The organism is Streptomyces sp. 7N604 (assembly GCF_052245475.1).
Taxonomy (GTDB): domain Bacteria; phylum Actinomycetota; class Actinomycetes; order Streptomycetales; family Streptomycetaceae; genus Streptomyces.
In genome coordinates, this window is sequence record NZ_JBQQBX010000040.1 from 37,416 (window position 1) to 59,725 (window position 22,310).

General features: G+C 68.4%; 20 protein-coding genes. 6 read left to right on the forward strand and 14 right to left on the reverse strand.

Going from position 1 to position 22,310, the window contains the following annotated elements; all coding sequences use genetic code 11:
* Window positions 1–7: 7 nt before the first annotated feature.
* Window positions 8–616 (forward strand): TetR/AcrR family transcriptional regulator, encoded by a 609-nt coding sequence (locus tag ACTWP8_RS33215; protein ID WP_443325794.1) that lies wholly within the window; start codon window positions 8–10, stop codon window positions 614–616.
* Complete coding sequence (locus ACTWP8_RS33220; protein WP_443325795.1) at window positions 613–2,046, forward strand: MFS transporter; 1,434 nt, start codon at window positions 613–615, stop codon at window positions 2,044–2,046. Before ACTWP8_RS33215 ends, ACTWP8_RS33220 begins: the two co-directional genes overlap by 4 nt.
* A gap of 151 nt (window positions 2,047–2,197) precedes the next feature.
* Here ACTWP8_RS33220 and ACTWP8_RS33225 read toward each other — a convergent pair whose 3' ends face one another.
* From ACTWP8_RS33225 to ACTWP8_RS33275, 11 genes are all read right to left on the reverse strand, one after another.
* Window positions 2,198–3,340: an XdhC family protein gene (locus ACTWP8_RS33225; RefSeq protein ID WP_443325796.1), complete on the reverse strand. Its 1,143-nt coding sequence runs from the start codon at window positions 3,338–3,340 to the stop codon at window positions 2,198–2,200.
* 95 nt (window positions 3,341–3,435) lie between these two features.
* Window positions 3,436–3,912, reverse strand: a complete 477-nt coding sequence (locus tag ACTWP8_RS33230; protein WP_443325797.1) for a (2Fe-2S)-binding protein — start codon at window positions 3,910–3,912, stop codon at window positions 3,436–3,438.
* Window positions 3,913–3,922: 10 nt separating this feature from the next.
* Window positions 3,923–6,256, reverse strand: coding sequence for a molybdopterin cofactor-binding domain-containing protein (locus ACTWP8_RS33235; protein WP_443325798.1), 2,334 nt, complete (start codon window positions 6,254–6,256; stop codon window positions 3,923–3,925).
* A gap of 332 nt (window positions 6,257–6,588) precedes the next feature.
* A complete protein-coding gene (locus tag ACTWP8_RS33240) occupies window positions 6,589–7,782 on the reverse strand; it encodes a PucR family transcriptional regulator (RefSeq protein ID WP_443325799.1) in 1,194 nt (397 codons plus the stop codon).
* 189 nt (window positions 7,783–7,971) lie between these two features.
* Complete coding sequence (locus ACTWP8_RS33245; protein ID WP_443325800.1) at window positions 7,972–9,585, reverse strand: sodium/solute symporter; 1,614 nt, start codon at window positions 9,583–9,585, stop codon at window positions 7,972–7,974.
* Entirely contained in the window at window positions 9,582–9,959 is a 378-nt protein-coding gene (locus ACTWP8_RS33250) for a DUF485 domain-containing protein (protein ID WP_443325801.1), read from the reverse strand. The genes ACTWP8_RS33245 and ACTWP8_RS33250 overlap by 4 nt, the downstream gene beginning before the upstream one ends.
* A 263-nt stretch (window positions 9,960–10,222) precedes the next feature.
* The gene (locus ACTWP8_RS33255) at window positions 10,223–11,074 is read right to left on the reverse strand and encodes a TauD/TfdA dioxygenase family protein (protein WP_443325802.1); all 852 of its coding nucleotides are present in this window, start codon (window positions 11,072–11,074) and stop codon (window positions 10,223–10,225) included.
* 91 nt (window positions 11,075–11,165) lie between these two features.
* Window positions 11,166–11,579: a lasso peptide biosynthesis B2 protein gene (locus ACTWP8_RS33260; RefSeq protein WP_443325803.1), complete on the reverse strand. Its 414-nt coding sequence runs from the start codon at window positions 11,577–11,579 to the stop codon at window positions 11,166–11,168.
* A complete protein-coding gene (locus ACTWP8_RS33265; protein WP_443325804.1) occupies window positions 11,576–11,833 on the reverse strand; it encodes a lasso peptide biosynthesis PqqD family chaperone in 258 nt (85 codons plus the stop codon). Before ACTWP8_RS33265 ends, ACTWP8_RS33260 begins: the two co-directional genes overlap by 4 nt.
* Entirely contained in the window at window positions 11,814–13,703 is a 1,890-nt protein-coding gene (locus ACTWP8_RS33270; protein WP_443325805.1) for an asparagine synthase-related protein, read from the reverse strand. Before ACTWP8_RS33270 ends, ACTWP8_RS33265 begins: the two co-directional genes overlap by 20 nt.
* Window positions 13,704–13,836: 133 nt before the next feature.
* Window positions 13,837–13,950 carry a lasso RiPP family leader peptide-containing protein gene (locus ACTWP8_RS33275; RefSeq protein ID WP_443318485.1) on the reverse strand — a complete coding sequence of 38 codons (114 nt, stop codon included), beginning with the start codon at window positions 13,948–13,950 and terminating at the stop codon, window positions 13,837–13,839.
* A 404-nt stretch (window positions 13,951–14,354) separates the two neighbouring features.
* On the opposite strand from ACTWP8_RS33275, the gene ACTWP8_RS33280 reads away from it, so the two are divergent.
* Genes ACTWP8_RS33280 through ACTWP8_RS33290 form a run of 3 tightly spaced genes read left to right on the forward strand, consistent with a single transcriptional unit; the run spans window position 14,355 to window position 16,965 of the window.
* Window positions 14,355–15,011 carry a DedA family protein gene (locus tag ACTWP8_RS33280; protein ID WP_443325814.1) on the forward strand — a complete coding sequence of 219 codons (657 nt, stop codon included), beginning with the start codon at window positions 14,355–14,357 and terminating at the stop codon, window positions 15,009–15,011.
* Complete coding sequence (locus ACTWP8_RS33285; protein WP_443325806.1) at window positions 15,011–16,330, forward strand: sensor histidine kinase; 1,320 nt, start codon at window positions 15,011–15,013, stop codon at window positions 16,328–16,330. Before ACTWP8_RS33280 ends, ACTWP8_RS33285 begins: the two co-directional genes overlap by 1 nt.
* Complete coding sequence (locus ACTWP8_RS33290) at window positions 16,321–16,965, forward strand: response regulator transcription factor (protein WP_443318483.1); 645 nt, start codon at window positions 16,321–16,323, stop codon at window positions 16,963–16,965. Before ACTWP8_RS33285 ends, ACTWP8_RS33290 begins: the two co-directional genes overlap by 10 nt.
* 56 nt (window positions 16,966–17,021) lie before the next feature.
* On the opposite strand, the gene ACTWP8_RS33295 is transcribed toward ACTWP8_RS33290, so the two are convergent.
* Window positions 17,022–18,086, reverse strand: coding sequence for an ornithine cyclodeaminase family protein (locus ACTWP8_RS33295; protein WP_443325815.1), 1,065 nt, complete (start codon window positions 18,084–18,086; stop codon window positions 17,022–17,024).
* A 399-nt stretch (window positions 18,087–18,485) separates the two neighbouring features.
* Here ACTWP8_RS33295 and ACTWP8_RS33300 point away from each other — a divergent pair, with 399 nt between their 5' ends.
* The gene (locus ACTWP8_RS33300; protein WP_443325807.1) at window positions 18,486–21,038 is read left to right on the forward strand and encodes an MMPL family transporter; all 2,553 of its coding nucleotides are present in this window, start codon (window positions 18,486–18,488) and stop codon (window positions 21,036–21,038) included.
* A 90-nt stretch (window positions 21,039–21,128) separates the two neighbouring features.
* On the opposite strand, the gene ACTWP8_RS33305 is transcribed toward ACTWP8_RS33300, so the two are convergent.
* Both ACTWP8_RS33305 and ACTWP8_RS33310 read right to left on the reverse strand, forming a co-directional pair.
* Entirely contained in the window at window positions 21,129–21,938 is an 810-nt protein-coding gene (locus ACTWP8_RS33305; RefSeq protein ID WP_443325808.1) for an alpha/beta fold hydrolase, read from the reverse strand.
* A gap of 115 nt (window positions 21,939–22,053) precedes the next feature.
* Window positions 22,054–22,284, reverse strand: coding sequence for an MbtH family protein (locus ACTWP8_RS33310; protein WP_443325809.1), 231 nt, complete (start codon window positions 22,282–22,284; stop codon window positions 22,054–22,056).
* Between the last annotated feature and the right edge of the window lie 26 nt (window positions 22,285–22,310).

The following is a 22,310-nucleotide window of genomic DNA, read 5'->3' on the forward strand; positions in this document are numbered from 1 at the left end:
AGTGTCTATGTCTGAGCACGAGGCGGGTCTGCGTGCCCGGTTGGTCGATGTCGGCGTGGATCTGGTGTCCAGCGAGGGCCTGCAAGCACTGACCTTGCGTGAGATCGCACGACGGGCGGGGGTCTCGCACGGAGCGCCACGCCGTTACTTCCCGACCCATCTGGAGCTGTTGTCCGCCATCGCGCGGCGCGGCTTCGACGCTCTGGCCGACAGGGCCGCAGAGACGGTCGGGGACGGCCGGGCGGATCCCCGCTCCCAGCTGGCGGCGCTCGGCCGGGCCTATCTCGACTTCGCGTTCACCAACCGCGGCATGTTCGAATTGATGTGCCGTCATGACCTGCTGGAAAGCAACCGTCTCGGCTTGCGCGAGAAGAGCCTTCCGCTCTTCGCCCTTCTCGTCGACCTCGTGACCAGGGCGCGGTTGCGGTGCGATGCGGCTGCCGAAGAGGCCTCGGGCAGGACGGCATCCGTTGTCGCGGGCGCGCTCTGGGCGAACCTGCACGGCATCGCCCAGCTGTGGATGTGGGGCAGCCTCCCGCTCGTCACGGAACTCGACGATGTCGATCCGCTGCTGCTGGCCGCGCTCGACGCTCACCTCGGCCCGGAGAACGGATGACCACAGCCGCTCATCGGCGTACCGCGCTCGCCTGCAGCATCACCGGTGCCGCGGTGGTCGCCCTGGACGGAACCGTGCTGACCGTCGTGCAGCCCACCATGCAGCGGGAATTGCATGCCTCGTTCGCAGAGGTCCAGTGGACCAGTACCGGCTATCTCATCGCCGTGGCGAGCCTGCTCGTCTTCACCGGCCGCCTCGGTGACCGGTACGGCCACCGGCAGATCTTCGCTGCCGGAACGCTGGGCTTCGCTGCCACGTCGGCAGGGATCGGCCTCGCTCCGGGTGTCGGCTGGGTGATCGGCCTGCGCGTCGCACAGGGAATCTTCGGCGCGCTGCTCCAACCAGCCACGCTGGGCATGCTGCGCGCCGCCTACCCCCGCGATGGGCTCGGCATGCCCATCGCCCTGCGCACCAGCGCCATGGCCGCATCGGCCGCCGTTGGCCCGGTCATCGGCGGAGTGCTCACCACCGAGCTGGGCTGGCGAGCCGTCTTCCTCCTCAACGTCGTTCCCGCACTCGCCATCGGAGTGCTCGCCCTCACCGTCCGAGTGCCCATGCCCCGGAGCTCCACGGGACTCGACCTGCCGGGCACCGGCCTTCTCGCGATCGCCTTGGTGTGCCTGGTGTACGCCATCGTCGAGAGTCCCGACCACCGTCGGACGTGGGCAACCGCGGCGGCAGGTGCCGTGGCCACGGCCGCCGCAGTCGCGTTGAGCCGGCACGAGCGGCGCACTCCACGCCCCCTCGTCCCCCCCGATGTGATCGGCTCGGCGCCGATCTTCTCCTCGCTCGCCGTTCTGCTCACCGCATCGGCGTCGATGTTCGGTGCGCTCTTCGTGGGCTCCTACTACCTGCAGGACGTCCTCGGCATGGATCCGCTGCAGTGCAGCCTGGCGGCGCTTCCGGGTCCCGCGGCCATGGTGCTGGGCGCCCCAGTCTCGGCCGTTGTGCTCCGCCGGTTCGGTACGCGCCGGACGGCCGTGACTGCGATGGTGCTGCTCGCGCTCGGGATCCTCGTCCTCTCCGGGCTGGGCCGGACCGCCACGACCGTGGCGCTCGGCAGCGGCTTCCTCCTCCTCGGCGCGGGATTCGGCACGGTGATGGTCGCTGCCACCGCCGTCATCGTGCACCACGCGTCCGTGCACACCGCCGGCGTGGCCGGAGGACTCCAGCAGACCGCGATCAACATCGGCCCCGCCGTGGGGATCGCCGCGGCAACCGCGCTGATGACCCTCGGAGACGAGGCCGACGGGAGCGGACGACACGTCAGTGACGAGACCTTCGTCCCCGCGATGAGCGGCACCCTGGGGGTCCTGGCGGCAGTCGCCGTGATCGGTGCGCTCATCGCTCTCGGACTGCCCCGCCGCCTCGGGGGCGCGGGGAACCAGAAGGCCGCTGATGCGACCGCCGCATCGGTTAATGCTCCCTAGGCATCACAGGAGAGGCAAAAGCGGCCACGCTGTCCCACTCCGCAATCGCAGGCAGCGTCTCGGAGGAATCGCATGCCACCAACGTCTCCTACCGGCGGTCACCGACCTGCGCGCGCAAAGCTGACCAGGTGTCGAGCGGCCGCGCGCTCTTTCATGCCATCGAGATGAGGCGGTTTGACGGCTGCGATGTTGTGTCGCGGTGGATGGGGCCATCGATGTGTGTCAGCGGCTGGCCGCTCCCGCCCCGGCGGTGCGCCACAATCTCGGCCGCGATCGACAGGGCCGTCTCCTCCGGTGTACGGGCGCCGAGGTGAAGGCCGATCGGCGAGTGCAACCGTGCCAGCTCCGCCTCGGTGACACCGGACTCCCGGAGCAGCTCCAGCCGTTGCAGGTGGGTTCGACGCGAGCCCATCGCGCCGATGTAGGCGATCGGGAGCCGCAAAGCCCGCTGCAACAGCGGGACGTCGAACTTGGCGTCATGGGTGAGCACGCAGATCACGCTGCGTCCGTCCAACTCCTGCGACTCCAGGTAGCGGTGCGGCCAGTCGACGACCACCGCATCCGCTTCCGGAAAGCGTGTCGGAGTCGCGAAGAGAGGGCGCGCGTCGCACACGGTCACGTGGTAGCCGAGGTACTTGCCGATCCGTACGAGTGCCGCGGCGAAGTCGATGGCACCGAAGACCAACATACGTGGCGCTGGAGCGATCGATTCCACCAGCAGCGTCAGCGGCTCGCCGCACCGGCTGCCTCGGGAACCGATCTCGATCGTGCCCGTCCGACCTGTCTCCAGGAAGGCAGCGGCCTCGGCGCGCGCCGTCGCCTCGAGGACCGGATCGGCGAAACCGCCCGCGCAAGAGCCGTCTGCCCGTACGAACAGGGCCCCACCAACCAGGTCGGCCGGCCCGCGGACGATCCTGGCCACTGCCACCGCATCTGCCGCAGCTGCGGTGGCCAGGGCCCCCACCAGTTCCGGGCGCTCGGTGGGGAAGACGGGCTGTACGAAGATGTCCAGCACTCCGCCGCACGTCAGGCCGACCGCGAAGGCGTCCTCGTCCGAGTAGCCGAAGCGCTGGAGCGTGCAGGCGGCGGACGCCAGTGCTTCACGGCACAGGTCGTACACGGCGGCCTCCACGCATCCCCCGGAGACGCTCCCGATGACGGCGCCGTCGGCGTCGACGGCCAACGCCGCGCCCGGCTGCCTGGGAGCGCTGCCGTTGACCGTGACCACGGTCGCGACAGTGAAGGCCCGTCCCTGCTCGCACCAACGCGACAGCTGGTCGGCGATGTCCAGCACGATGCTCCTTTTCCTCGTTCGGCGGCGGCCTGGGTTTTCGGCGCATCTACCGCCGCGACGTGCCCTGTGCGGCGCGCACTCGGGGCAGGGGCGGGTCACATCTTCGCAGCGCCCGCCTTGATCGCCTCCCGGATGCGGTTGTAAGTACCGCAGCGGCAGATGTTGCGGATCTCGTCGAGATCGGAGTCGCTGATCTCATGACCGGCGGCCCGTGCTTGCTTGACCTTGGCCACCGCCGCCATGATCTGCCCGGGCTGGCAGTAGCCGCACTGCGCCACGTCGTACTCCAGCCAGGCCTCCTGCATGGGGTGCAGGTCCGCGCCGTCCGGTGCGGGCAAGCCTTCGATGGTGGTGATCTCGTCGTCCGCCCTCACGTCCTTGACCTTTACAGCGCAAGGGTTGAAGGCCTTGCCGTTGAAGTGGGACGTGCAGGCCTTGCAGACGTTGATGCCACAGCCATACTTCGGCCCCGTGACGCCCAGTACGTCACGCAGGACCCACAGCAACCGAACGTTGTCGTCGACGTCGGCGGTGACGCGCTTGCCGTTGAGGATGAAGGTGTGCGTGCTCATGGTGCGCTCCTCAGTAGGTGTGGCTCAGGCCGTCGGACGGCGACTCGGGAACGGGTGGGATGAAGGGCTTGACCTCGAAGGACAGCGTGTCGTGGTTGATGGGGAACCGTGTGGGCATCGTGCCGGTCGCACGGGCGTAGGCGCACGCGACCGCGGCCACGGACGCGGCCACCCCGGCTTCGCCCGCACCACCGGGTTGCTCGGAGTCAGAGGGCATCACGATGCACTCGAAGCCAAAGGGCACGTTCCACTGCCGGGTGTAGAAGTAGTTGTCCCAGCTGGCTTCGAGGAAGTGCCCGTCGTGCAGGTGGAGGCTGCTGGTGAGGGCCAGCGCGATCCCGTCCGCGACACCACCCAGCATCTGGGCCTCGAGGCCCTTGGGGTTGATCACCAGTCCGGCGTCCACGGCGATCACCGCCTTGGTCACCCGGGGGCCGGTGACCGCGTTGTAGATCTCGCGGTTCACGGTCTCGGGTCGGCAGTCGATCTCGACGAGCACCGCGGTCGCTCCCTTGTATTCGCTGTGGATCGCGATGCCCTGCGCCATCCCGTCGGGCATCGGCCTGCCCCACTTGCCCACGTCAGCGACCTTCTGGAGCACCGCCTTGACCCGGTCGTTCTTGAGGAAGGCAAGCCGGAACGCCAGCGGATCCTTGCCCATCTTCCGGGCGAGCTGGTCGATCACCAGTTCATTGGCACACGCCACATCCGGCGAATAGATGTTGCGCATGCTCCCGGTGTTGAAGCGCGCGTCGGTCTCGTTGAGCAGCTGGGTGACGGCGCCGAAGTTGTAGGGAAGTTCCTGGGTCAGCGTGAAGATGCTCTCGGAGAACCCCAGCCCGCTGAGCCCGCTGGGCAGCCTGTCGGCCGTCGCCGTGATCATCTCGCCGAGTCCGTGGCTGAAGTCGGTGACGACACTGGTATGCCGCTGTTCGAAGGTCAGCACCTCCCCGTCCAGGTACGTAGCCCGGATCCGCGACGTCGCCATGGGGTGCACCCGGCCTTGCCGAGGCTCGTCGGCGCGATGCCACATCAGCTTGACCGGCTTGCCCATCGCCTTGGAGATCTTGGCGGCCTCGATGGCGGCGTCACCGAAGAGCTTGTGTCCGAACGACCCTCCGCCGGTGACCACGTTGACGGTGACCGCGTTCTGCGGCAGCCCAACGGCCTTGGCGATGTCCCCTTGCGCGACGATCGGCGACTTCAGTCCCGCCCACACCGTCGCACGGTCCGACCGGACGTCGGCGATCGCACAGTTCGGCTCGAGCGCGGCGCTGCTGCGGAACATGAAGGTGAAGTCCGCCTCCACCGTGCCCGCCATCAGCGGGATCTTCGGGACCGCCAGGGGCGCCTCGGCCTCCCTCAGCCGGGCCAGGATCGTCTTGTCGGACTCACCCTCCACCGGGCCCGGTTCCCACTCCACGTCGAGCGCACGCACCGCGTCGATGCACTGCCCGAACGTCTCCGCACGTACGGCGACCCCTGTGTCGACCATCGCCACGTCCCTTACGCCCGGCATGGCAAGCACCGTGGCGCTGTTGCGCACCGACTTCGGCGATCCGTTCAGTGTGGGCGGACGGCAGACCATGGTCGGCAGCGCCTCTGGCACCTGAAGGTCCATCGTGAACTGCTTCCGCCCGGTGACCGCACGTCGGGCATCCTTGCGCCCGTGGGGCTTGCCGATCACCGAGAAGCCCGAAGCGGGCTTCAGCTCGACCTCCACCGCCTTGACGGTGCGGCTGGCCGCCTTGGTGGCCAGCGAGCCATAGGTCAGTGACGTCCCGTCAGGCGCGACGACCACTCCGTCCTTCGACTTCAGCAGCTCCACTGCCGACCCGAGCTCGATCGCCGCGGCTTCCAGCAGCGCTTTCCTGGCGATCGCGGCGGCGACACGTACAGGGGTAAAGGTCGAGACCGTGGTGTTTGATCCGCCGGTCAGCTGGTTGAACACCAACTCCGGGCGGGCCGGCGCCAACGTCACGTGCACCTTGTCGACCGGCAGGTCGAGCTCCTCGGCGATGATCATCGCTGTCGAGGTGGTGATGCCCTGGCCAACTTCCATCCGCGGAAGCTCGAACGATGCGGTGCCGTCCTCGTTGATTATGATCTTGATCAGCGCGGATGTGGGGCGCGCAGCGTCGGTCTGCATATCCTCGAGGTCGTACAGCTCCGGGGTCTGGGGCGCTGAGGGCACCGCGGCGTAGCCAGGTGTGCCCAGCCGGAGGTCGGCGGCTACGGCAAGCGTGGCTCCGCCCAGCACAAAGCCAAGGAACGCGCGGCGGCTGGTCTGCGCGTGCTTCCCGCGTCCAGTGGTGCGGCCACCCCTGGCAGGGACGTCGGTCATTGCACATTCCTTTCCTGAGCCCAGTCGTCCGCTCTCGAGATCGGCAGACAGGTGATTTTCCGGGACAAGCGCGGCAAGGAGCACTGGGCTGGGCCAGGTGTCGGCTCCCCATCGGCGAGCGGACCAGAGCCTAGGACCGCATACACTCCTGGTCTTTGGGCCGAGCACCAGCGAAGAGGGCGGCAGTTTTGTGCGCGTTCACAAACGGAATCCGGCGTTCGAATGAAGGGACCGGACAGGCGCGGTGTCGTCCACCCAGCGGGTTGTCGCTCGGGGCGGGACTGGCGTGTCGGGGTGGCCTGCGCGTACCGGTGTCCGTGCCCGTCGAGGCCTCATCCCGGGATGGTGCCCAGTCGCGCGGCCTGCAAGGCAACGTAGAGCTCCGCGGAGGAGTCTGCATCGCTGGTTCGCCGGCCGGTCAGTTCGGTGATCCTGTTGAGCCGGTACAGGACGGTGTTGCGGTGGCAGTGCAGTTGCTCGGCGGCCCGTGCGGTCGAGCCGCCGGCGGTGAACCAGATGTCCAAGGTGTCCAGCAGGACGGCTAGTTCCGCCGCCGGCAGGGTGAGCAGCGGCCCGAAGACCGTGTGGGCCACCTCGGAAGCGGCGTCGGGTGAGGTCGCCGCGAGCAGGGCTATCGGTGAGCTTCCGTAGATGTGTGTGCCGGGGGCTCCGGGGGGCAGGCACTGGGCCGCCAGTTGGGCCTCCCGCCGAGCGTTCGGCGCGTCTATGGGTGAAGTGAAGGACCGGCTGATGCCGACGCGGGAGAGCGCGATGCCGTCGAGCCGTTCCTCCACCGCCACGGCCATGTGCTCGTTCGGGAGGGCGAGGAGGCCGAGCAGGCTGCCTGCCCGGTGGATCCACTCGGCATCGATGTCGACCGCCCGCAGCTGCCCCTCGACCGCCGGCAGGGGATCGGCGCCGTCGTTGATCTCGGCGCACACCACCAGGAAGGGTCCTTTGCGGTCCAGCCGCAGGACCCGCATGATCTCCCAGGCGTTGGAGCTGTTCCCTGCGGTGCCGTCGAGCAGCGTTGTGAGCATGACGCTGCGTGCGGAGGCGTCGCGGCGTGCCTGTTCCTCCACCGCTGTGCGGTAGGCCTCGGCAGCGGCGCTGGAGCACTCATCGATGATCAGCCAGACGTCCGAGGCCCTGTGCAGCAGCCAGGCGGCGCTGTCCTGGTCGAGGGCCATGGCCAGCAGCCGGTCCCAGATGAACCGCCCGGCGAGGCGGAAGGCATGCAGCAGGGCGGCCAGTGGGATGCCTTGCTCGGCCTTCAGCCGGCCCGCCGCCCGCGGGGCGTCCATGTTGGTGGGCACACCCCCGTTCTTCAAGGCCCTGAGCAGTGTGCACAGGTTGTCGTGCACGGCAGTGCGCAGCTGCTCGTGGCTCAGCAGCGTGCTCTCGGCGTACGAGTGCTCGCCGTTGAGGATCTCGGCGGTCAGTTCGTCGGTCAGCGAGTCCACTGAGCCCAGGAGCCGGTCCAGCAGATCGGTCATGCGCGCGTCAGCGCTGGGCGGCGTGCTCATGCGCAGATGGTAGACCCCCGCGATTGTGCGCGGGCACAAAGAGTGCTGTGTTATCACCGGCCACTGCCCATGGCCCCGGTCGCGTCGGTGGCCCGTACATCCTTCCCATTCGGCACTCGCGGACCACGTCCCGGCTGGGACACGTTCGGTTACCGTGGGGCTGCCCAGCGCGGCAACCCCACGGCCCGCTCATACGGGTGGCGCGTCGGCACCCGCCAGAATGCGCGGTTCTATGGCCTCGAACTGCTGTTGCTCCCGTTGCCGGGTGCGGCGGTCGCTGAGTTGGGTGCCGAGCCAGCCGAGGAGGAAGCCGGCAGGGATGGAGACCAGCCCCGTGGTGTGAAGCGGGAACCAGCTGAAGTCCTGGCCGGGGATGAGGGCGTTGGGGCCTCCGGATGTCACCGTGGAGAACGTCAGGAGCACCAGGACGCAGACACTGCCGCCGATGAGCGTGGTGAGCAGGCCGGTACGGGTGTAGCGGCGCCAGAAGAGGCTGTAGACGAGGGCCGGAGAAATGACCGAGGCGCCGATGCAGAACGACAGGGTGATCAGCGCCTGAAGCGCCCAGTCCTGGACGACGATCGCGAGAGCTACGGCGGGCAGCCCCACGCCGAGTCCGGCCAGCCGGGCGGTGACCATTTCACGTCCCCGGGAGACCGTGCCGTCGCGCAGCCCCTGGGCGAACAAGTCGTGGGCAAGCGACGAGGCACAGGCCAGGGTCATCCCCGCCACGGACGAGAGCAAGGTGAGGAAGACGGCGGTGGCAACGACGCTGAAGACGAGGGTGGAGAAGGTTCCCGAGCCTTCGACGACTGCCTGGCCGATCTGCAGGATGGCGAGGCTGCCCTGCGGGCTCCCGGCAGCGATTTTACGGCTGCCGATGAGGGCCGTGGCGCCGATGCCGATGACGGCGATGAGCAGCACGACGTAGATCACCACGGCTGACGCCCAGGACATGGCGCGGCGTATGTCCGGTGCGCTCTTCGCGGTGTACATGCGCATGGTGACGTGAGGGAGGACGGCTGCCCCGGTGACCACGGTGAGCATGCCGCTGATGGTGTCCAGGCGTCCTGTGGCGTCGGTGCCGAACTGCAGGCCCGAGCTGAGGAAGGCCACTCCGGCCCCGCTGCCCCGCTTGGCGCGGTCGAGCAGCTCGACGGGGCTCCAGCCGACCCGGTCCATGACCAGGACCGCGACGATGGTGACCGCGCCGGTCAGGACGACGATCTTGATGATCTGGATGAGGGCGGTGCCCTTCATGCCGCCGATGGTCGCGTAGGCGATCATCAACAGGCCGAGCACGATGATGCACCCGGTGCGTACTCCTTCGCCGGAGAAGCCCAGGACGAGGGCGACGAGATGACCGGCTCCGGCGAGCTGGACGACAATCATCGGTACGAGGGCGAGCAGGGTGATGACGCTGGTGACGATGCGTACCTGCCGACTGGGGAAGCGCCGGGCGAGGGCGTCGCCCATGGTGAACGTGCCCGCGTTGCGGAGAGGTTCGGCCAGCAGGAACATCAGCAGGAGCAGGGACAGCGCAGTGCTGACGCCGAGGGTGAGGCCGTCGTAGCCGGTGAGTGCGACGATGCCGATGGTGTTCAGGATGGTGGCGGCCGAGATGTAGTCACCGGCGATGGCGAGTCCGTTGCGAACGGGAGAGAGGCTGCGATAGCCGGTGTAGAAGTCGCCGAGGTCCTCCCTTTCCGCGCTGGTCATGATGCACATCAGCAGACTGACGCTGACGACCGCGCTGAAGATGACCAGGGACAGGGTCTGGGCGGAGGTGTCGAAGGTGTTCACCAGCCGCGTCCCTCAACCGTGTCGTCCTGCTGCGCGGCGGCCGCCCGTACGCCGTGGGCGAGCGGGTCGACGTTGCGCTGGGCGAGTCGTTCGTAGGCGATGACCGCCGCTAAGGCGACGGGCAGTTGTAGCAGGCCCATGAGGAGACCGAGGTTGAGTCCCAGGAACAGCTCGGTGTCCATGACGTCCGGAGCGAACCCGGACAGGAGGAGGAAGAGGACGAAGCAGCCGAGCGCGGTCAGCGTCATGCTGCGGCGCAGCAGCCGGTAGGCGGAGCGCAGTCGGCGCAGGTCGCCGGTGGTGCGGCGGGCCTGCGGGGGCCGCGGGCGGGGCGGCAGGAACGAGTGGGGGCGGGATGGTGCGTCGGATGGCATGAGGTGCTCTTCTGGTGGTGGGTCAGTGCGTCGCGGGGGGAAGATGAACGTTACTCACAAGTAGCAAGTGGAGGGAAGGGTCACCACGGAATCACCGCTGAACGGCAACCTCTGCTAACGACCTGGTCGTTCCATCAGACGACCAGGCGTCTTGGAGTGCTGTGCGGCGGCACCTCGTCCGAGCGGTCAGGTTGCCATTCCTCCGCCGACCCTATGCCCGGCCAGCGAAAACACCGCCTCAGGATCAGTACGACAACAGCCACTCACCTCTCGCCTGAAATGGTGATGCGCCGTGTGACCTTCCGTTGTCCGGCCTGGGCGGGGAGCGCCCGGTGCATGACCGAAGCGTTGTCCCAGACCAACACATCTCCTGTGCGCCACGTGTGCCGGTACAGGTTGGCCGGGGCGGTGGCGACGCCGTACAGGAGGTCGAGGAGTTCGGCGCTCTCGGCGTCCGTCCTGCCCTCAATGCCCCGCAGCCAGTGCTGGTTCAGATAGAGGGCCCTGCGGTCGGTCACCGGGTGGCTCCCGACCAAGGGGCGGGTGAAGTCCCGCAGGCCCTCCAGCCTGGCTTTCCGATCCGCTTCGGAGAGGGTGACGGTCTTCATGGCGACGGCCGCCCGCATGTCCCGTGCGGCGATGGCCCGGCACGGATAGTGCCCGGCCATTCCCAGGACGGTGGTGCGCAGAGGCTCGGGCAGCGACTCGTAGGCTGCGCGCATATCGGCGAAGAGCGTCACTCCCCCGTGGTCCGGTGCTTCCTCGCAGAGCAACAGCGTTACGGCGGTGGGAACTTCGGCGAACGAGCCGTCGGCGTGCCAGTACTGGCCCCCCGCGTTGACGCCGTAGCCGCGGATGTTCGACTGCAGGCGTATGTGCTCGTATCCGGGCGCTCGGTGCTCGGCCGGGAAGACGGATTCGGGCCGGCCGAACCAGCGGGCGAAGTCGACGAACACATCACTGTCGGCCGGAAATCCCGCGAAGTGCAGCACGCCGAATTCCCACAGCAGGTCCCGGATCGTCTGCTTCGAGGCGGCTCTCGCGCCGGATCCGTCCGGCGAGAAGTTCTCGATCCGCAGTCCCAGGCCGAATTCGGTCAGCTCGGTCGTCTGCATGCCTGGAATCCTTTGAGTAGCGGCCTCCTGGGCCTCTTTATCCGAGCAGCGGCCTCCCGGGCCTCTTTATGCGTGGTCCGGGGCGCGGTGGTCATCGGGGAGGAACGCGGATGAGGGCCGTGTGGTAACCGGCCGGATAGGGCTCACCCACGGGCTCCCCGTCGACCTCGACCCAGGCGTGGGCCAGGAACGGAACGACCCTTGCGCCCGAACACCACGTTGGCCAGCTGCCGTGCACACGGCACAGCAGCGCGGTGGCAAGCGAACGCTGGACGCACCCTTCGCCCGCGCAGCTGACGCTCACCGCCACAACCGCGTCCCGGCACTTCTGCGCTTCCTCGACGGTCGCGGGCCGCGCGCCCCTGCGGACGAAGCCGAGCACCGCACGGATGCGGGCGGGCGGCTGGTGCATGAGCAGACGCGCGACGAGCGTTGCGAGCCAGGGCAGCGGGCGCCGGTGCAACGGCAGGCGGGGTCGCCCTGTGATCGCGACGGGCATGCTCATCGGGAGACCAGCCCCGCGGCCTGCAGTCTTTCGAGCAGCGCGGCCGCGTCCCCCGCGGCCTTCTCCGGCGCGACCCGCGTCCCGGACGCCGCCGCGGCGCCGGCTTCTGCGACCGACTCGCCCGCGAGCAGCTTCTCGAGCACCCGGGCTCCCGAGCTGTTCAGCTGCCAGTACCGTCCGGACCGCTCGTCCAGGAGCACGGCTCCGCTCCCGGTCTGCGCGATCGACACTCCGTCAGCCAGGCTGATTGACACCGCTTTCCTCCCCATCGAATGTCCACTGCCGACTCTGCTCCCGAGCCCGCAGCCAGTTCTCCGCCGCCATCGTGGCGTCCAGCGCCGACCACGGCAGACCGGGCGGATAGGCCGCCAGTGCCATGTGCCGGAGCACCGCCGTGTCGACGAGTCCCAGCTCGGCGAGGAGCGGTTCGTCGAAGAGCTCTGCCATCTGCCCGCGGTGGCGCCGCTGTCCCCGGAAGAAGTCGTCCGAGAACTCTCCCTTGGTCGCCCGCTCCAGGGACCCCTCCGGCATGGTGTTGCGCATCGCCTCGACCATGAGCGGCTTGTACGTCCACGGGGAGCTGCGTTCCTCCGGGCGCACCGCCAGGCAGGCCTCGAGGACCCGGTCGTCCAGATACGGAGCGTGCAGCGCCGCTCCCTCCTCCTCCGTGACCGCCTCGGCCAGGCGGACGGCCGAGCCGAGCTGGCGCGCCAGGTCGACGGTTGTGTGGCCGGACCTCGACGGCAGGTAGGGCTCGGCGCCCTCCGCCCCCTGCCGGATACGCCGGGACAGGTCCGCGGCGGCCCCGGGGGTGACCCACGGCGGCAGACGCAACGGGTATTCCCAGCCGAACATCGGCTGGCTGCCCGCGGGAAAGGGGGTGGTCAGCCGGTCCGCCTGATCGGCCAGCCACTTCGCGTACGGGCGCTGCTCGGCGAGAGCCCGCATCGTGCCGGATATGGACCAACGCCTCAGCGCACGCATCCCGGCAAGGTGTTCGCGAGCGAGTACCGGCCGCCGCCGCATCAAGTCGTGCAGGTAGTTGGGCTTGACCGGCAGGACTTCGTCGCCGCCGTGCCCGGTCAGATGGACCGTTGCGCCGGAAGCACCCAGCCAGCGCGCCGTCTCGCGGAGCCGGGCGATGGGGCGGATCCAGCGGATCGGCTCGTCCAGGCCCGTGACCGGTTCCGCCACCCGGTCGAACATGTCGGGGAGTTCGCCCGGCTCGAACACCTTGTGACTGATGTGGGCGCCGTCGAGCATCTGCTGTGCCCGCGAAGCCCAGAGGTGGTCGTCATGGGTGGGGTCCGCCACGCCGATGCGCACGGTGACCAGCTTTCCGGCGGCGGAGTCCGTGGCACCCGCGGCGAGAAAGCTCACCGGCGTGGAGTCGAGTCCGCCCGACATGTCGGAGGCCACGGTCGCGTGGTCGCGTACCCGGACAGCCACCGCTGCGGTGAGCGCCTCGGCCAGCGCAGGCGCTCCCTGCTTACTGCTCAACTCCTGCTCCGGCGGCTGCCACCACCGCCTGACGCTCTTTTCTGCCCCCGCCCCCAGTAGCAGGGCACTGCCGGGTGGAACGACGTCGACGCCGGACCAGACCGGTTCCGTGAGCGCGTCAGGGGTTATGGCCAGCAGGCGGGCGGTGAAGCGCGTGGTGTCCAGGGGGGCATCGGTCAGAGCGGCCAGCAGATCGGCCCGGTCCGCCGCCACCGTCGCACCGCCGACGGAGGCGTAGAACACCCGGCGCACTCCGGAGACGCTCCCCTGCACCCGTACCTGTCCGTCCACGGTCGCGACGATGTGGGCGCAGCCGGCGAGGGATGCGGCGAGCCGGTCGACGTCGGCGACGTGCCGGATGCGCCTGGCCCACGACTGGAGTTCCGTGTCGGACAGCGAGTGAGTGCCTGTCACCAGCAGTCTGGTACGCCCGTGTTCGGCGTGGACGGTCGAGGTGACGCCGACGCCGCCGTCCGGCCGGGAACCGATGACCCAGGGCCGCCCCGACGCGTGCGCATGGCTGAAGCCGATGTGCGAGTGCAGCCGGCGCAGCACCGGAGTGGCGGATTCACTGTCCGGCAGTGCCATGAACCAGAACCCGGGCACGGCGGTGGCCTTTGCCACGTTTCCCTCCACGATTCCGAATGGTGAGCGGGAATAATGAATGGGATGCGACGGGAAACAGCCGGATGGCTTGCGCCCCCGGTCCGCCGCATCCCATTACCTCATTCGGCGATTACTTCACTCGGCCATCGACTTAGTCGAAGTGGACGAAGAAGTCGGCCAGCGGGATGCCGACGCCCCTGGTCAGGTCGTCGTAGTCACCGAGCTCGATGAGCTCCGGGACCTCGTAAGTCGACTCCATCTCCATTCGGAGTCTCCTTTCCGGTTCGCATTGTGCATTCGGACTCGCCGACAGTAACACGCAGAAAGATTGCAGTGTCAACGGAATCCCAACGGTGGCAATAACCTGCCAGATTCACTGCTGGGCTCGGCCACTCACCCCCTGACAGGCGGGATTTGCTCCCCTGGTGGCAGCGGGTCGGCGACCCGACTGACAGCAAATGCTCGCAGTGATCGCAATGTCCGCAATGCAAGAAAGACAAGCCGGGGCCGGTTACGGTCTCCCGTAACGCCGTGCTGTGGACTTCCTCAATCTGAGTCGACGGCGTACCTCATGGTGGGCCTCGTCAGCGGTTTCTAGTGTTGTCGGCAAGCTGCGGCCGAGTTTGCCGCTCCCGCCTATTACCGCCGTAGAGGTGCCGCGTGAAGTCCATGATTCTGGCCCTGCCCCAAGAACCCGCGGATGGCATCGCGGGCTGGGCCGCCGATCTCGTCGATGCCATGGGCGGGCCCGGAGCCGGCCTGGCCATCGCCCTGGAGAATCTCTTTCCGCCGCTTCCCAGCGAGGTGATCCTCCCCCTGACCGGCTTCGCCGCAGGACAGGGGGTGCTGACCCTGGCCTCGGCCCTCTTCTGGACGACACTGGGCTCGGTCGTCGGCGCGGCCGTGCTCTATTGGCTCGGGGCGCTGCTCGGCCGTCGGCGGATGCATGCGATCTGGGCGAAACTGCCCCTGGTGAAGCCCTCCGACCTGGACCGGACTGAGGAGTGGTTCGCCAAGCACGGAACCAAGGCCATCTTTCTGGGCCGCATGGTGCCCATCTTCCGGAGCCTGATTTCCGTGCCCGCCGGAGTCGAGCGGATGGCCATGCCGACGTTCCTCGTCCTCACCACCCTGGGCAGTCTGATCTGGAACTCCGTGCTGGTGCTGGCGGGTTACTGGCTGGGAGACCAGTGGGATCTGGTCGAACAGTACGTGGGGGTGTTCTCCAAGGCCGTCGCATTGCTCGTCGTGCTCGCGCTGGGTGCCTTCCTCGTGATGCGCGTAAACCAGCGCCGCTCCCATCGCGCCCAGCACCGTCGTCCCTGATGACGGACGATTCGGTCACCGCCACGGCCAGTACCCCCGCGCACCCGGTGCGCGGGGTCGGCCTTGCTCCTCCGCTCGCGCCGCGGCTAGGCTCGCCGTTCGTGCTGGGTAAGCAGGAGCATTGGCCCGACATCGGCGTCCCCCACTTGCCGCCTGATGCGGACACCGGGGAAGACAGAGGCGCCGCGACGGATGCTCCGTCCTATCTCCGCAGGGCCGGCGGTCTCCTCTTAGGCATCGGCACCGCTTTCCTCAGCTTTCCCTTCATCCTCGCGGTCGGTGCCGTTCTGAGCCCGGTACTGCTGTGGCCCAGGACGCGGGATCGCGCCCTGCAGTCGCTGATCTCCGTCGCGCGCCGCCTGGCCAATCTGGAGCGGTGGCGCCGTTCCACCTTCTTCGGCGACCACTTTCCACCCGACTACGAGGGCAGGAAAGCCCTCTCCTTCGTCGTGACCCGCGCGTTCACGGGAATACTGTGCGGCATCGTCGTCGGCCTGCTCGGCTTCGGCGCAGTCCTGGCCGGGCTGCTCGCGGTGGGAATCGTGCAAGGCAACCAGAGCTGGACCGAGGTGCTGACGCAGGTGCTGCTCGGCTGCGTCCTGCTCTTCCTCAATGTGCAGGGGCTCATGTCCCTGACCGCCTGGGACAAGCGACTCGCCCGCGAGTGCTTCGGGCCCTCCGAACGGGAGTTGCTCAAGCGCCGTATCAACGAGCTGGCCCTCAGCCGGGCCGGGATCCTCGAAGCCGTCGACGCGGAGCGCCGTCGTATCGAGCGCGATCTGCACGACGGGGTGCAGCAGCGGCTGGTGGCCCTGGCCATGCTGCTGGGCCGGGCGCGCCGCAACAGCACCCCGGAGCGGGCCGACGCGCTGCTGGCACAGGCCCACAAGGAATCCCAGGACGTCCTGAGCGAGTTGCGCGAGGTGGCGTGGCGGATCTATCCCACGGCTCTCGACAGCCTCGGGCTGCAGGAGGCCCTGGCCGGAGTGGCCGAGCGGTGCAGCATCCCGCTCCACATCGACCTCCGCCTCGCAACGCCACTGCCCCAGCCCATCGAGACCGCCGCGTACTTCGTCGTGTCGGAGTCCGTGACGAACGCCGCCAAGCACTCCAGCGCAGGTCACATCGTCGTCAGCATCAGGCGGGAAGGTGCCAGGCTTCTGGTCCAGGTCCAGGACAATGGCGTCGGCGGCGCCAACCCGGCGGGCAGCGGTCTGTACGGGCTGCACCGCCGCGTGGCCGCACTCGACGGCCATCTGTACATCAGCAGCCCGCCGGGCGGCCCGACCACCATCACTGCGGAGTTTCCGTGCGCATAATCCTCGCCGAGGACTCGACCCTGCTGCGCGAAGGGCTCGTCCGACTGCTCACCGAGGAGGGCCATGAGGTCCTCGCCGCGGTCGGCGACGGCACGGCCCTGATCCGGGAAGTCGAGGAGCAGAAGCCCGATCTCATCGTTGTCGACATCCGGATGCCGCCGACCCACACCGACGAGGGCCTGCGCGCCGCGCTGGAGATCCGTGAGCGCTGGCCCGACATCGGCGTGCTGGTGCTCTCCCAGCATGTGGAGAAGCACTACGCCGCCCAGCTCCTCACGTCCAACGCCGCGCGGGTCGGGTATCTGCTCAAGGACCGGGTCGCCCAGGTGGAGGAGTTCCTGGACTCGCTGGAGCGCGTGCACGCGGGCGGGGCGGCCATCGACCCCGAGGTCGTACGCCAGCTCCTGGCGCGCACCACTCATGTCGACCCGCTCAGTCGGCTGACGCCGCGTGAGCGGAGCGTGCTGGACGAGATGGCGCAGGGCCACACCAATGCGGCCATCGCCCAGAAGTCGCACATCTCCCAGAGCGCCGTCGAGAAGACCGTGAACGCGATCTTCGACAAGCTCGATCTCGCGCAGACCACGGGATACAGCCGCCGGATCCTGGCGGTGGTGCGCTACTTGGAGTCCTGAGGTCGAGCGGGGATGCGCACGGCGGACCGACCTGTTGCCCGGGCCCGTACCGCGACTCAGTGGAAGGAGTACGGGTTGAGCGCATCCTCGGGGAGGTGCTCCAGCCGGACCCGCTCACCCACGCCGGCTTCCTCCGCGAGCTCGAGCAGCACGTCGAACGCGACATGGTCCTCCAGCGCGAAGCCCGTCGAGTCGAAGATCGTGATCCGGTCGCGGAACTCCTCCGCCGCACGCGGATCGGCGCACAGCGCCATCAGGTCCGGGCCGAGGTCACCCGGCTCCAGTTGCTGGCACTCTCCTTCGCGGAGCGCCTGGGCGACGTGATCCGGAGCCACGAACGCGGACTCGAGGAGCGCCTTCGGGACCTCGAACTTGCCGACGAGATCGGCCCCGATGGCATTGATGTGCACGTGGCTCTGGAGGTGCTCGCCCGTCAGGACGGGCCCCTCGCCCACACCGACGGAGGTGACGGTGCAGATGATGTCCGCGTTCGCTTCGATCTCGGCCACGCTCGCGATGCGTACCTCCAGGCCCAGGAAGTCCACCCGGTCCGCGTAGGAGGCGGCATGCGTCTCGTCGATGTCGTACACGAGGATCCGCTCGAGCGGGAACACCCTGCTCAGCGCGTGCGCCTGGGTCACCGCCTGGGCTCCTGCACCGATGAGCCCGAGGACCCGGCCGCCGGGAAGGGCCAGCAGCGAACTGGCGATGGCGGAGGCCGCGCCGGTGCGGATCGCCGTCGGCAGGATTCCGTCGCAGACGGCCAGCAGCCTGCCGGTGACGTCGTCGTAGCGGGTCAGTGAGCCGATGATGGTGGGCAGCCGGAACTCGGCCGGGTTGGACGGGGTGTAGGCCACCGTCTTGAGCGTCATCGAACTGCCCGGCTGATGGTGCGGCATCCACTCGATGACCCCGGTTTCTCCGGGGCAACGCAGGAACCCCTCCCTGGGCGGGGTGGTGCCATTCGATTCACGGGCGGCGACAAATGCCTTCCGCAGCCTGTCAATCATGAGGTCCATGAAACGGTCGCGGCCACCGGAACTGACAAGTTTGGCAACATGCTGCTGAGTGAGCACCAGGGTTTCCACATGTTCTCCTTCGTGCAATATTGCTTCTGACATATAGCTGCCACTGGCGCACGGCTGCCCTTTCAGGCAGTGAGGAACGTCTGAGCCGACAACTCGGAATGAGACTGCAGAAGCGGTGCGGCCGGCCCGGATAAGGGCAGCGAAGGCCATGCACGAAGAGCGCTCCCCCGTGAATGACACCGTGCATCTCCGGCCAGAACGTAGCTGGCGTCATTCCACCCCGTCAAGGTTCACCCTTTTTCCAGGTGTGGCACACCACAGGGCCGGGGTGCGGATTTCCACAGTGTTTGACGTGCGGGGGTCGCCGAGGATGACGAGGGTTTGCCGCATAGCGATTCCGACGGCGCGGAAACTAGCGTTGCCGACGGTTGAACGGGGCCACCGGCCACCGGCTATGGCCGATCGTCAACCGGGTAGCGGGAGGAAACGACGTTGAGGAAAGAACCGGCGACGATCCGGATCGCGCGGTGGAGTGCCACCCACCCGTGGTCAGCCATCGGCCTGTGGGGCGTCTTCGTCCTTCTGTGCCTCTTTCTGGGCGGTGCGGCCGGCACGAACAACATCAGTGACGAGGAGTCGGGCGTACGGGAGTCCGGACGCGCCGGAAAGATCGTGGCCTCGGGGCACTTCGGCAGCAAGCCCGAGGAAAGCGTCCTGATCACCCCCAAGTCGGGGGATGAGCTGGACGAACGGGCAGCGACGTCGGCGGCCGCCGACGTCGCACGGCGGATGGAGGCGCTGGACGGTGTCGCATCCGTCGGAAAGCCTGTCGCCAACCCCCAGGGCACCGCCATGCTCGTGCCCGTCACGATGCGGGGAGACCCGGAGACCGCCGACAAGCGCATCCAGCCGCTGCTGGATCAGAGCGCAGCCGCGGAAGAGGCGCACCCCGGCCTCCGTATCGAGCAGGTCGGCACGGGATCGACGGCCAAGGGTCTGACCGAAACGCTGGGAGAGGACTTCAAACGCGCCGAGTACATCAGCCTGCCGATGACGCTGCTGATCCTGCTCTGCGTGTTCGGCACCCTCATCGCCGCCGGGGTGCCGGTGGCGCTGGCGCTGTCCGCCGTCGGAGCCGGGATCGGCCTGTCGTCGCTGACCTCCCACCTGATGCCCGCGACGAGTTCGGCGAGCAGTGTGATCCTGCTGATGGGCATGGCCGTGGGCGTGGACTACTCGCTCTTCTATCTCAAGCGCGAGCGGGAGGAGCGCCAGAAGGGTGCGAACCACCGCGACGCCATCGAGATCGCGGCGAGGACCTCCGGCCACACGGTCGTCGTCTCCGGTGTGACGGTGATCGTGTCGATGGCCGGCCTCTACCTGGCTCAGGAGGCGACGTTCGCCTCCCTCGCCACCGGCTCCATCATCGTCGTCGCCGTCGCGGTGCTCGCCTCGCTGACCGTGCTGCCCGCGCTGCTCGCCAAGCTCGGCCGCTGGCTCGACCGTCCGAAGGTCCCCTTCCTGTGGCGGCTGACCCTGCGTTCCGGCGAGTCGAAGCTGTGGCCCGCCCTGCTGCGCCCGGCACTGGTCCGTCCCGCCCTCACACTCCTGGTCTCCGTGGGCGCCCTGGTGCTCCTCGCTCTGCCGGCGCTGGACATGAAGCTCAAGCAGCCCGGCTCGGACGACCTGTCCCGGGACATCCCGGTCGTACGCGCCATGGACCGCCTCGCCGAGGAGTTCCCGAGCAAGGGCACCGTCCACCAGGTGGCGGTTCGGGCCCCCGCCCGCGAGGCGGGACAGGTCAGGAAGGCGCTGGACGGCCTGGTGCAGCGCACCGCCGAGTCCAGGCTCTTCGCCCACGACCAGAAGCCGGCGGTACGCGAGTCCGCTGACCGCAGGGTCCACACCGTCGACGTGGGCACCCCCTTCACGCCGAAGAGCGAAGGTGCGCGCTCGTCGCTCGACACGCTCCGGGCCTGGTTGCCGCAGGCGGTCGGACAGGTGCCGGACGCGGAGTACGGAGTCGGCGGCAAGGTGGCCCAAAGCGTGGACTTCACCGGGCACTTGGAGGAGCGCCTGCCGTGGGTGGTCGGCTTCGTGCTCCTGCTGACCTTCGGCATGATGGCCGTGATCTTTCGCTCTGTGGCCATCGCTCTGTCGGCCATCGTGCTCAACCTGCTCTCCGCGGCGGCGGCCTTCGGCGTCCTGGTGGCCGTGTTCCAGCACACATGGGCGGAGAACCTGCTCGACTTCCGGTCCAGCGGCGCGGTCGTGGCCTGGCTGCCGCTGTTCCTGTTCGTCGTCCTCTTCGGACTGTCCATGGACTACCACGTGTTCGTGGTGAGCCGTATCCGTGAGGCGGCGGAAGCGGGCATGCCGACGAAGGACGCGGTGCGGGACGGGATCACCCGCTCCGCGGGCGTGGTCACCAGTGCGGCCGTCGTGATGGTCGGCGTCTTCTCGATCTTCGGCACGCTGAGCATGGTCGAGTTCAAGCAACTCGGAGTCGGCCTCGCCGTGGCGATTCTGATCGACGCGGTGGTCATCCGCATCTTCGTCCTCCCCGCTCTGATGGCCGTGCTCGGCAGCTGGAACTGGTGGCCCGCCGCGATCCGCCGGCGGCGCGCCAACCGGGTGTCCTCAGGCGCCGAGGGCCGCGGCGCGATGCGCCGGCCGGATCCGGTGACGATGCAGTTGACGGTGGCGGAGCCTGCGCAGTACGCGCAGGTCGCGCAGGGGACGTACGGCGCGCAGGAGCCGGGGCGGTACGAGCCGTACGCGTACCAGGACCCGTACGCGCAGCAGCAGCCCCAGCAGCCCCAGTCTCAGCAGTACGAGCCCTACGCGTACCAGCAGCCGCAGCAGCCGTACGAGCCCTACGCCGACGAGCAGCCGTATCCGCAGCACGGCCAACGGCCGTACCAGCAGACCCAGTACCAGCAGGCCCAGTACCGCCAGCCGCAGCAGTACGAGCCGAATCCGTACCCGCAGCACCCTGGGCAGAGGCCGTACCACAGGACCACACGACCGGACCAGCAGGAGTAAAGGCCCGGTCATTCCGACGGGAGGGAGAGCGTCCCGGTACCCCCGGCCGGACGCTCTCCCTCCTCCTTTCTGTCCCGCTCTTCCGCGGAGTCAGGGCCGCCGGAGTGCGAAGAACTCCACGATGCTCTTGTTCACCGCACCGGGATCCTCGAGATATCCGTAGTGCCCGCAGTCGGCGATGACTTCATACGTCGCACCCGGAATGGCATTGGCGACCTCACGGCCCAGGTGCGGCGGAGTCACCAGGTCGTCGGCGAACGCGATGACATGGCAGGGGACCTCGATCCCCCGGTAGTCCTGCAGCCTGTTGCTCAGCTTGCTGATGTCCATCTGTGCCCGCTGTCCGGGGCCGGCGGCCGGTGACAGCTCGAACAGGTCGAGCCAATCGGCCATCGCCCGGTCGTCGTTGAGCGTGCTGGGGGACAGATACTTCACGGCGCGGAGCACGGCAGCGTACCGCGGTGGGAGGGACATCCCCGAGTCGTGGAGCGCGATCTCGGTGGCGGTGAGCTCCCTGCGCAGTACGTCCGTGCGGCCACGGGTGGCCATCAGCACCGCCTGGCCGACCAGTTCCGGACGGGCCAGGGCGAGTTCCTGCGCGACGAAGGCCCCCATGGATGTGCCCACCACACGGCACGGTGCCAGGTCCAGGTACTCGATAAGACCCGCGACATCACCGGCCATGTCCTGCATGGTGAAGCCGTCCGCGCACTCCGAGGTCGGCGGGATCCCCCGGTTGTCCAGGGTGATCACTCGGTACCCCGCGGCAGTGAGCGCGGGGACCTGGTGCAGCTGCCACGCGCGGTGGCTGCCGCCCGTGCCCTGGATCATCACCACGGGCTCGCCCGAGCCGGTGTCCTCGTAATGGAGCCGGATCCCGTTCACGGGTACGACGGGCACTCGCCTCTCCCCCTCCCACCCTGTGCGGCCCGCCCACCGGGCTTGCCGGTGGGCGGGCCGCACAGGGAACTCTCTGGCTGGCTGGTTTGTCTGTTCCGAATTCAGGAAGCGGCCGCTAAGCGGAGGCGCCGGCGCCGCCTTCCATGGCGGCGATCAGGCTCTTCGGCCGCATGTCGGTCCAGTTGGTGTTGATGTAATCGAGGGCCGCATCGCGCGTGGTCTCCGCCAGGACGGTCTGCCAGCCGTCCGGGACCTCGACGAACGACGGCCACAGGGAGTGCTGGCCCTCGTCGTTGACCAGAACCACGTACGTGCCCTCGGGGTCCTCGAAGGGGTTGGTGCTCATTCGATTACTCCTTCTGCTTCAGAAAT

Coding starts and splice junctions, on each gene's coding strand:
- ACTWP8_RS33215 (WP_443325794.1), top strand. CDS start 8: ATGTCTGAGCACGAGGCGGGTCTGCGTGCCCGGTTGGTCGATGTCGGC.
- ACTWP8_RS33220 (WP_443325795.1), top strand. CDS start 613: ATGACCACAGCCGCTCATCGGCGTACCGCGCTCGCCTGCAGCATCACC.
- ACTWP8_RS33230 (WP_443325797.1), bottom strand. CDS start 3,912: ATGAGCACGCACACCTTCATCCTCAACGGCAAGCGCGTCACCGCCGAC.
- ACTWP8_RS33235 (WP_443325798.1), bottom strand. CDS start 6,256: ATGACCGACGTCCCTGCCAGGGGTGGCCGCACCACTGGACGCGGGAAG.
- ACTWP8_RS33240 (WP_443325799.1), bottom strand. CDS start 7,782: ATGAGCACGCCGCCCAGCGCTGACGCGCGCATGACCGATCTGCTGGAC.
- ACTWP8_RS33250 (WP_443325801.1), bottom strand. CDS start 9,959: ATGCCATCCGACGCACCATCCCGCCCCCACTCGTTCCTGCCGCCCCGC.
- ACTWP8_RS33255 (WP_443325802.1), bottom strand. CDS start 11,074: ATGCAGACGACCGAGCTGACCGAATTCGGCCTGGGACTGCGGATCGAG.
- ACTWP8_RS33260 (WP_443325803.1), bottom strand. CDS start 11,579: ATGAGCATGCCCGTCGCGATCACAGGGCGACCCCGCCTGCCGTTGCAC.
- ACTWP8_RS33275 (WP_443318485.1), bottom strand. CDS start 13,950: ATGGAGATGGAGTCGACTTACGAGGTCCCGGAGCTCATCGAGCTCGGT.
- ACTWP8_RS33280 (WP_443325814.1), top strand. CDS start 14,355: ATGATTCTGGCCCTGCCCCAAGAACCCGCGGATGGCATCGCGGGCTGG.
- ACTWP8_RS33285 (WP_443325806.1), top strand. CDS start 15,011: ATGACGGACGATTCGGTCACCGCCACGGCCAGTACCCCCGCGCACCCG.
- ACTWP8_RS33295 (WP_443325815.1), bottom strand. CDS start 18,086: ATGTCAGAAGCAATATTGCACGAAGGAGAACATGTGGAAACCCTGGTG.
- ACTWP8_RS33310 (WP_443325809.1), bottom strand. CDS start 22,284: ATGAGCACCAACCCCTTCGAGGACCCCGAGGGCACGTACGTGGTTCTG.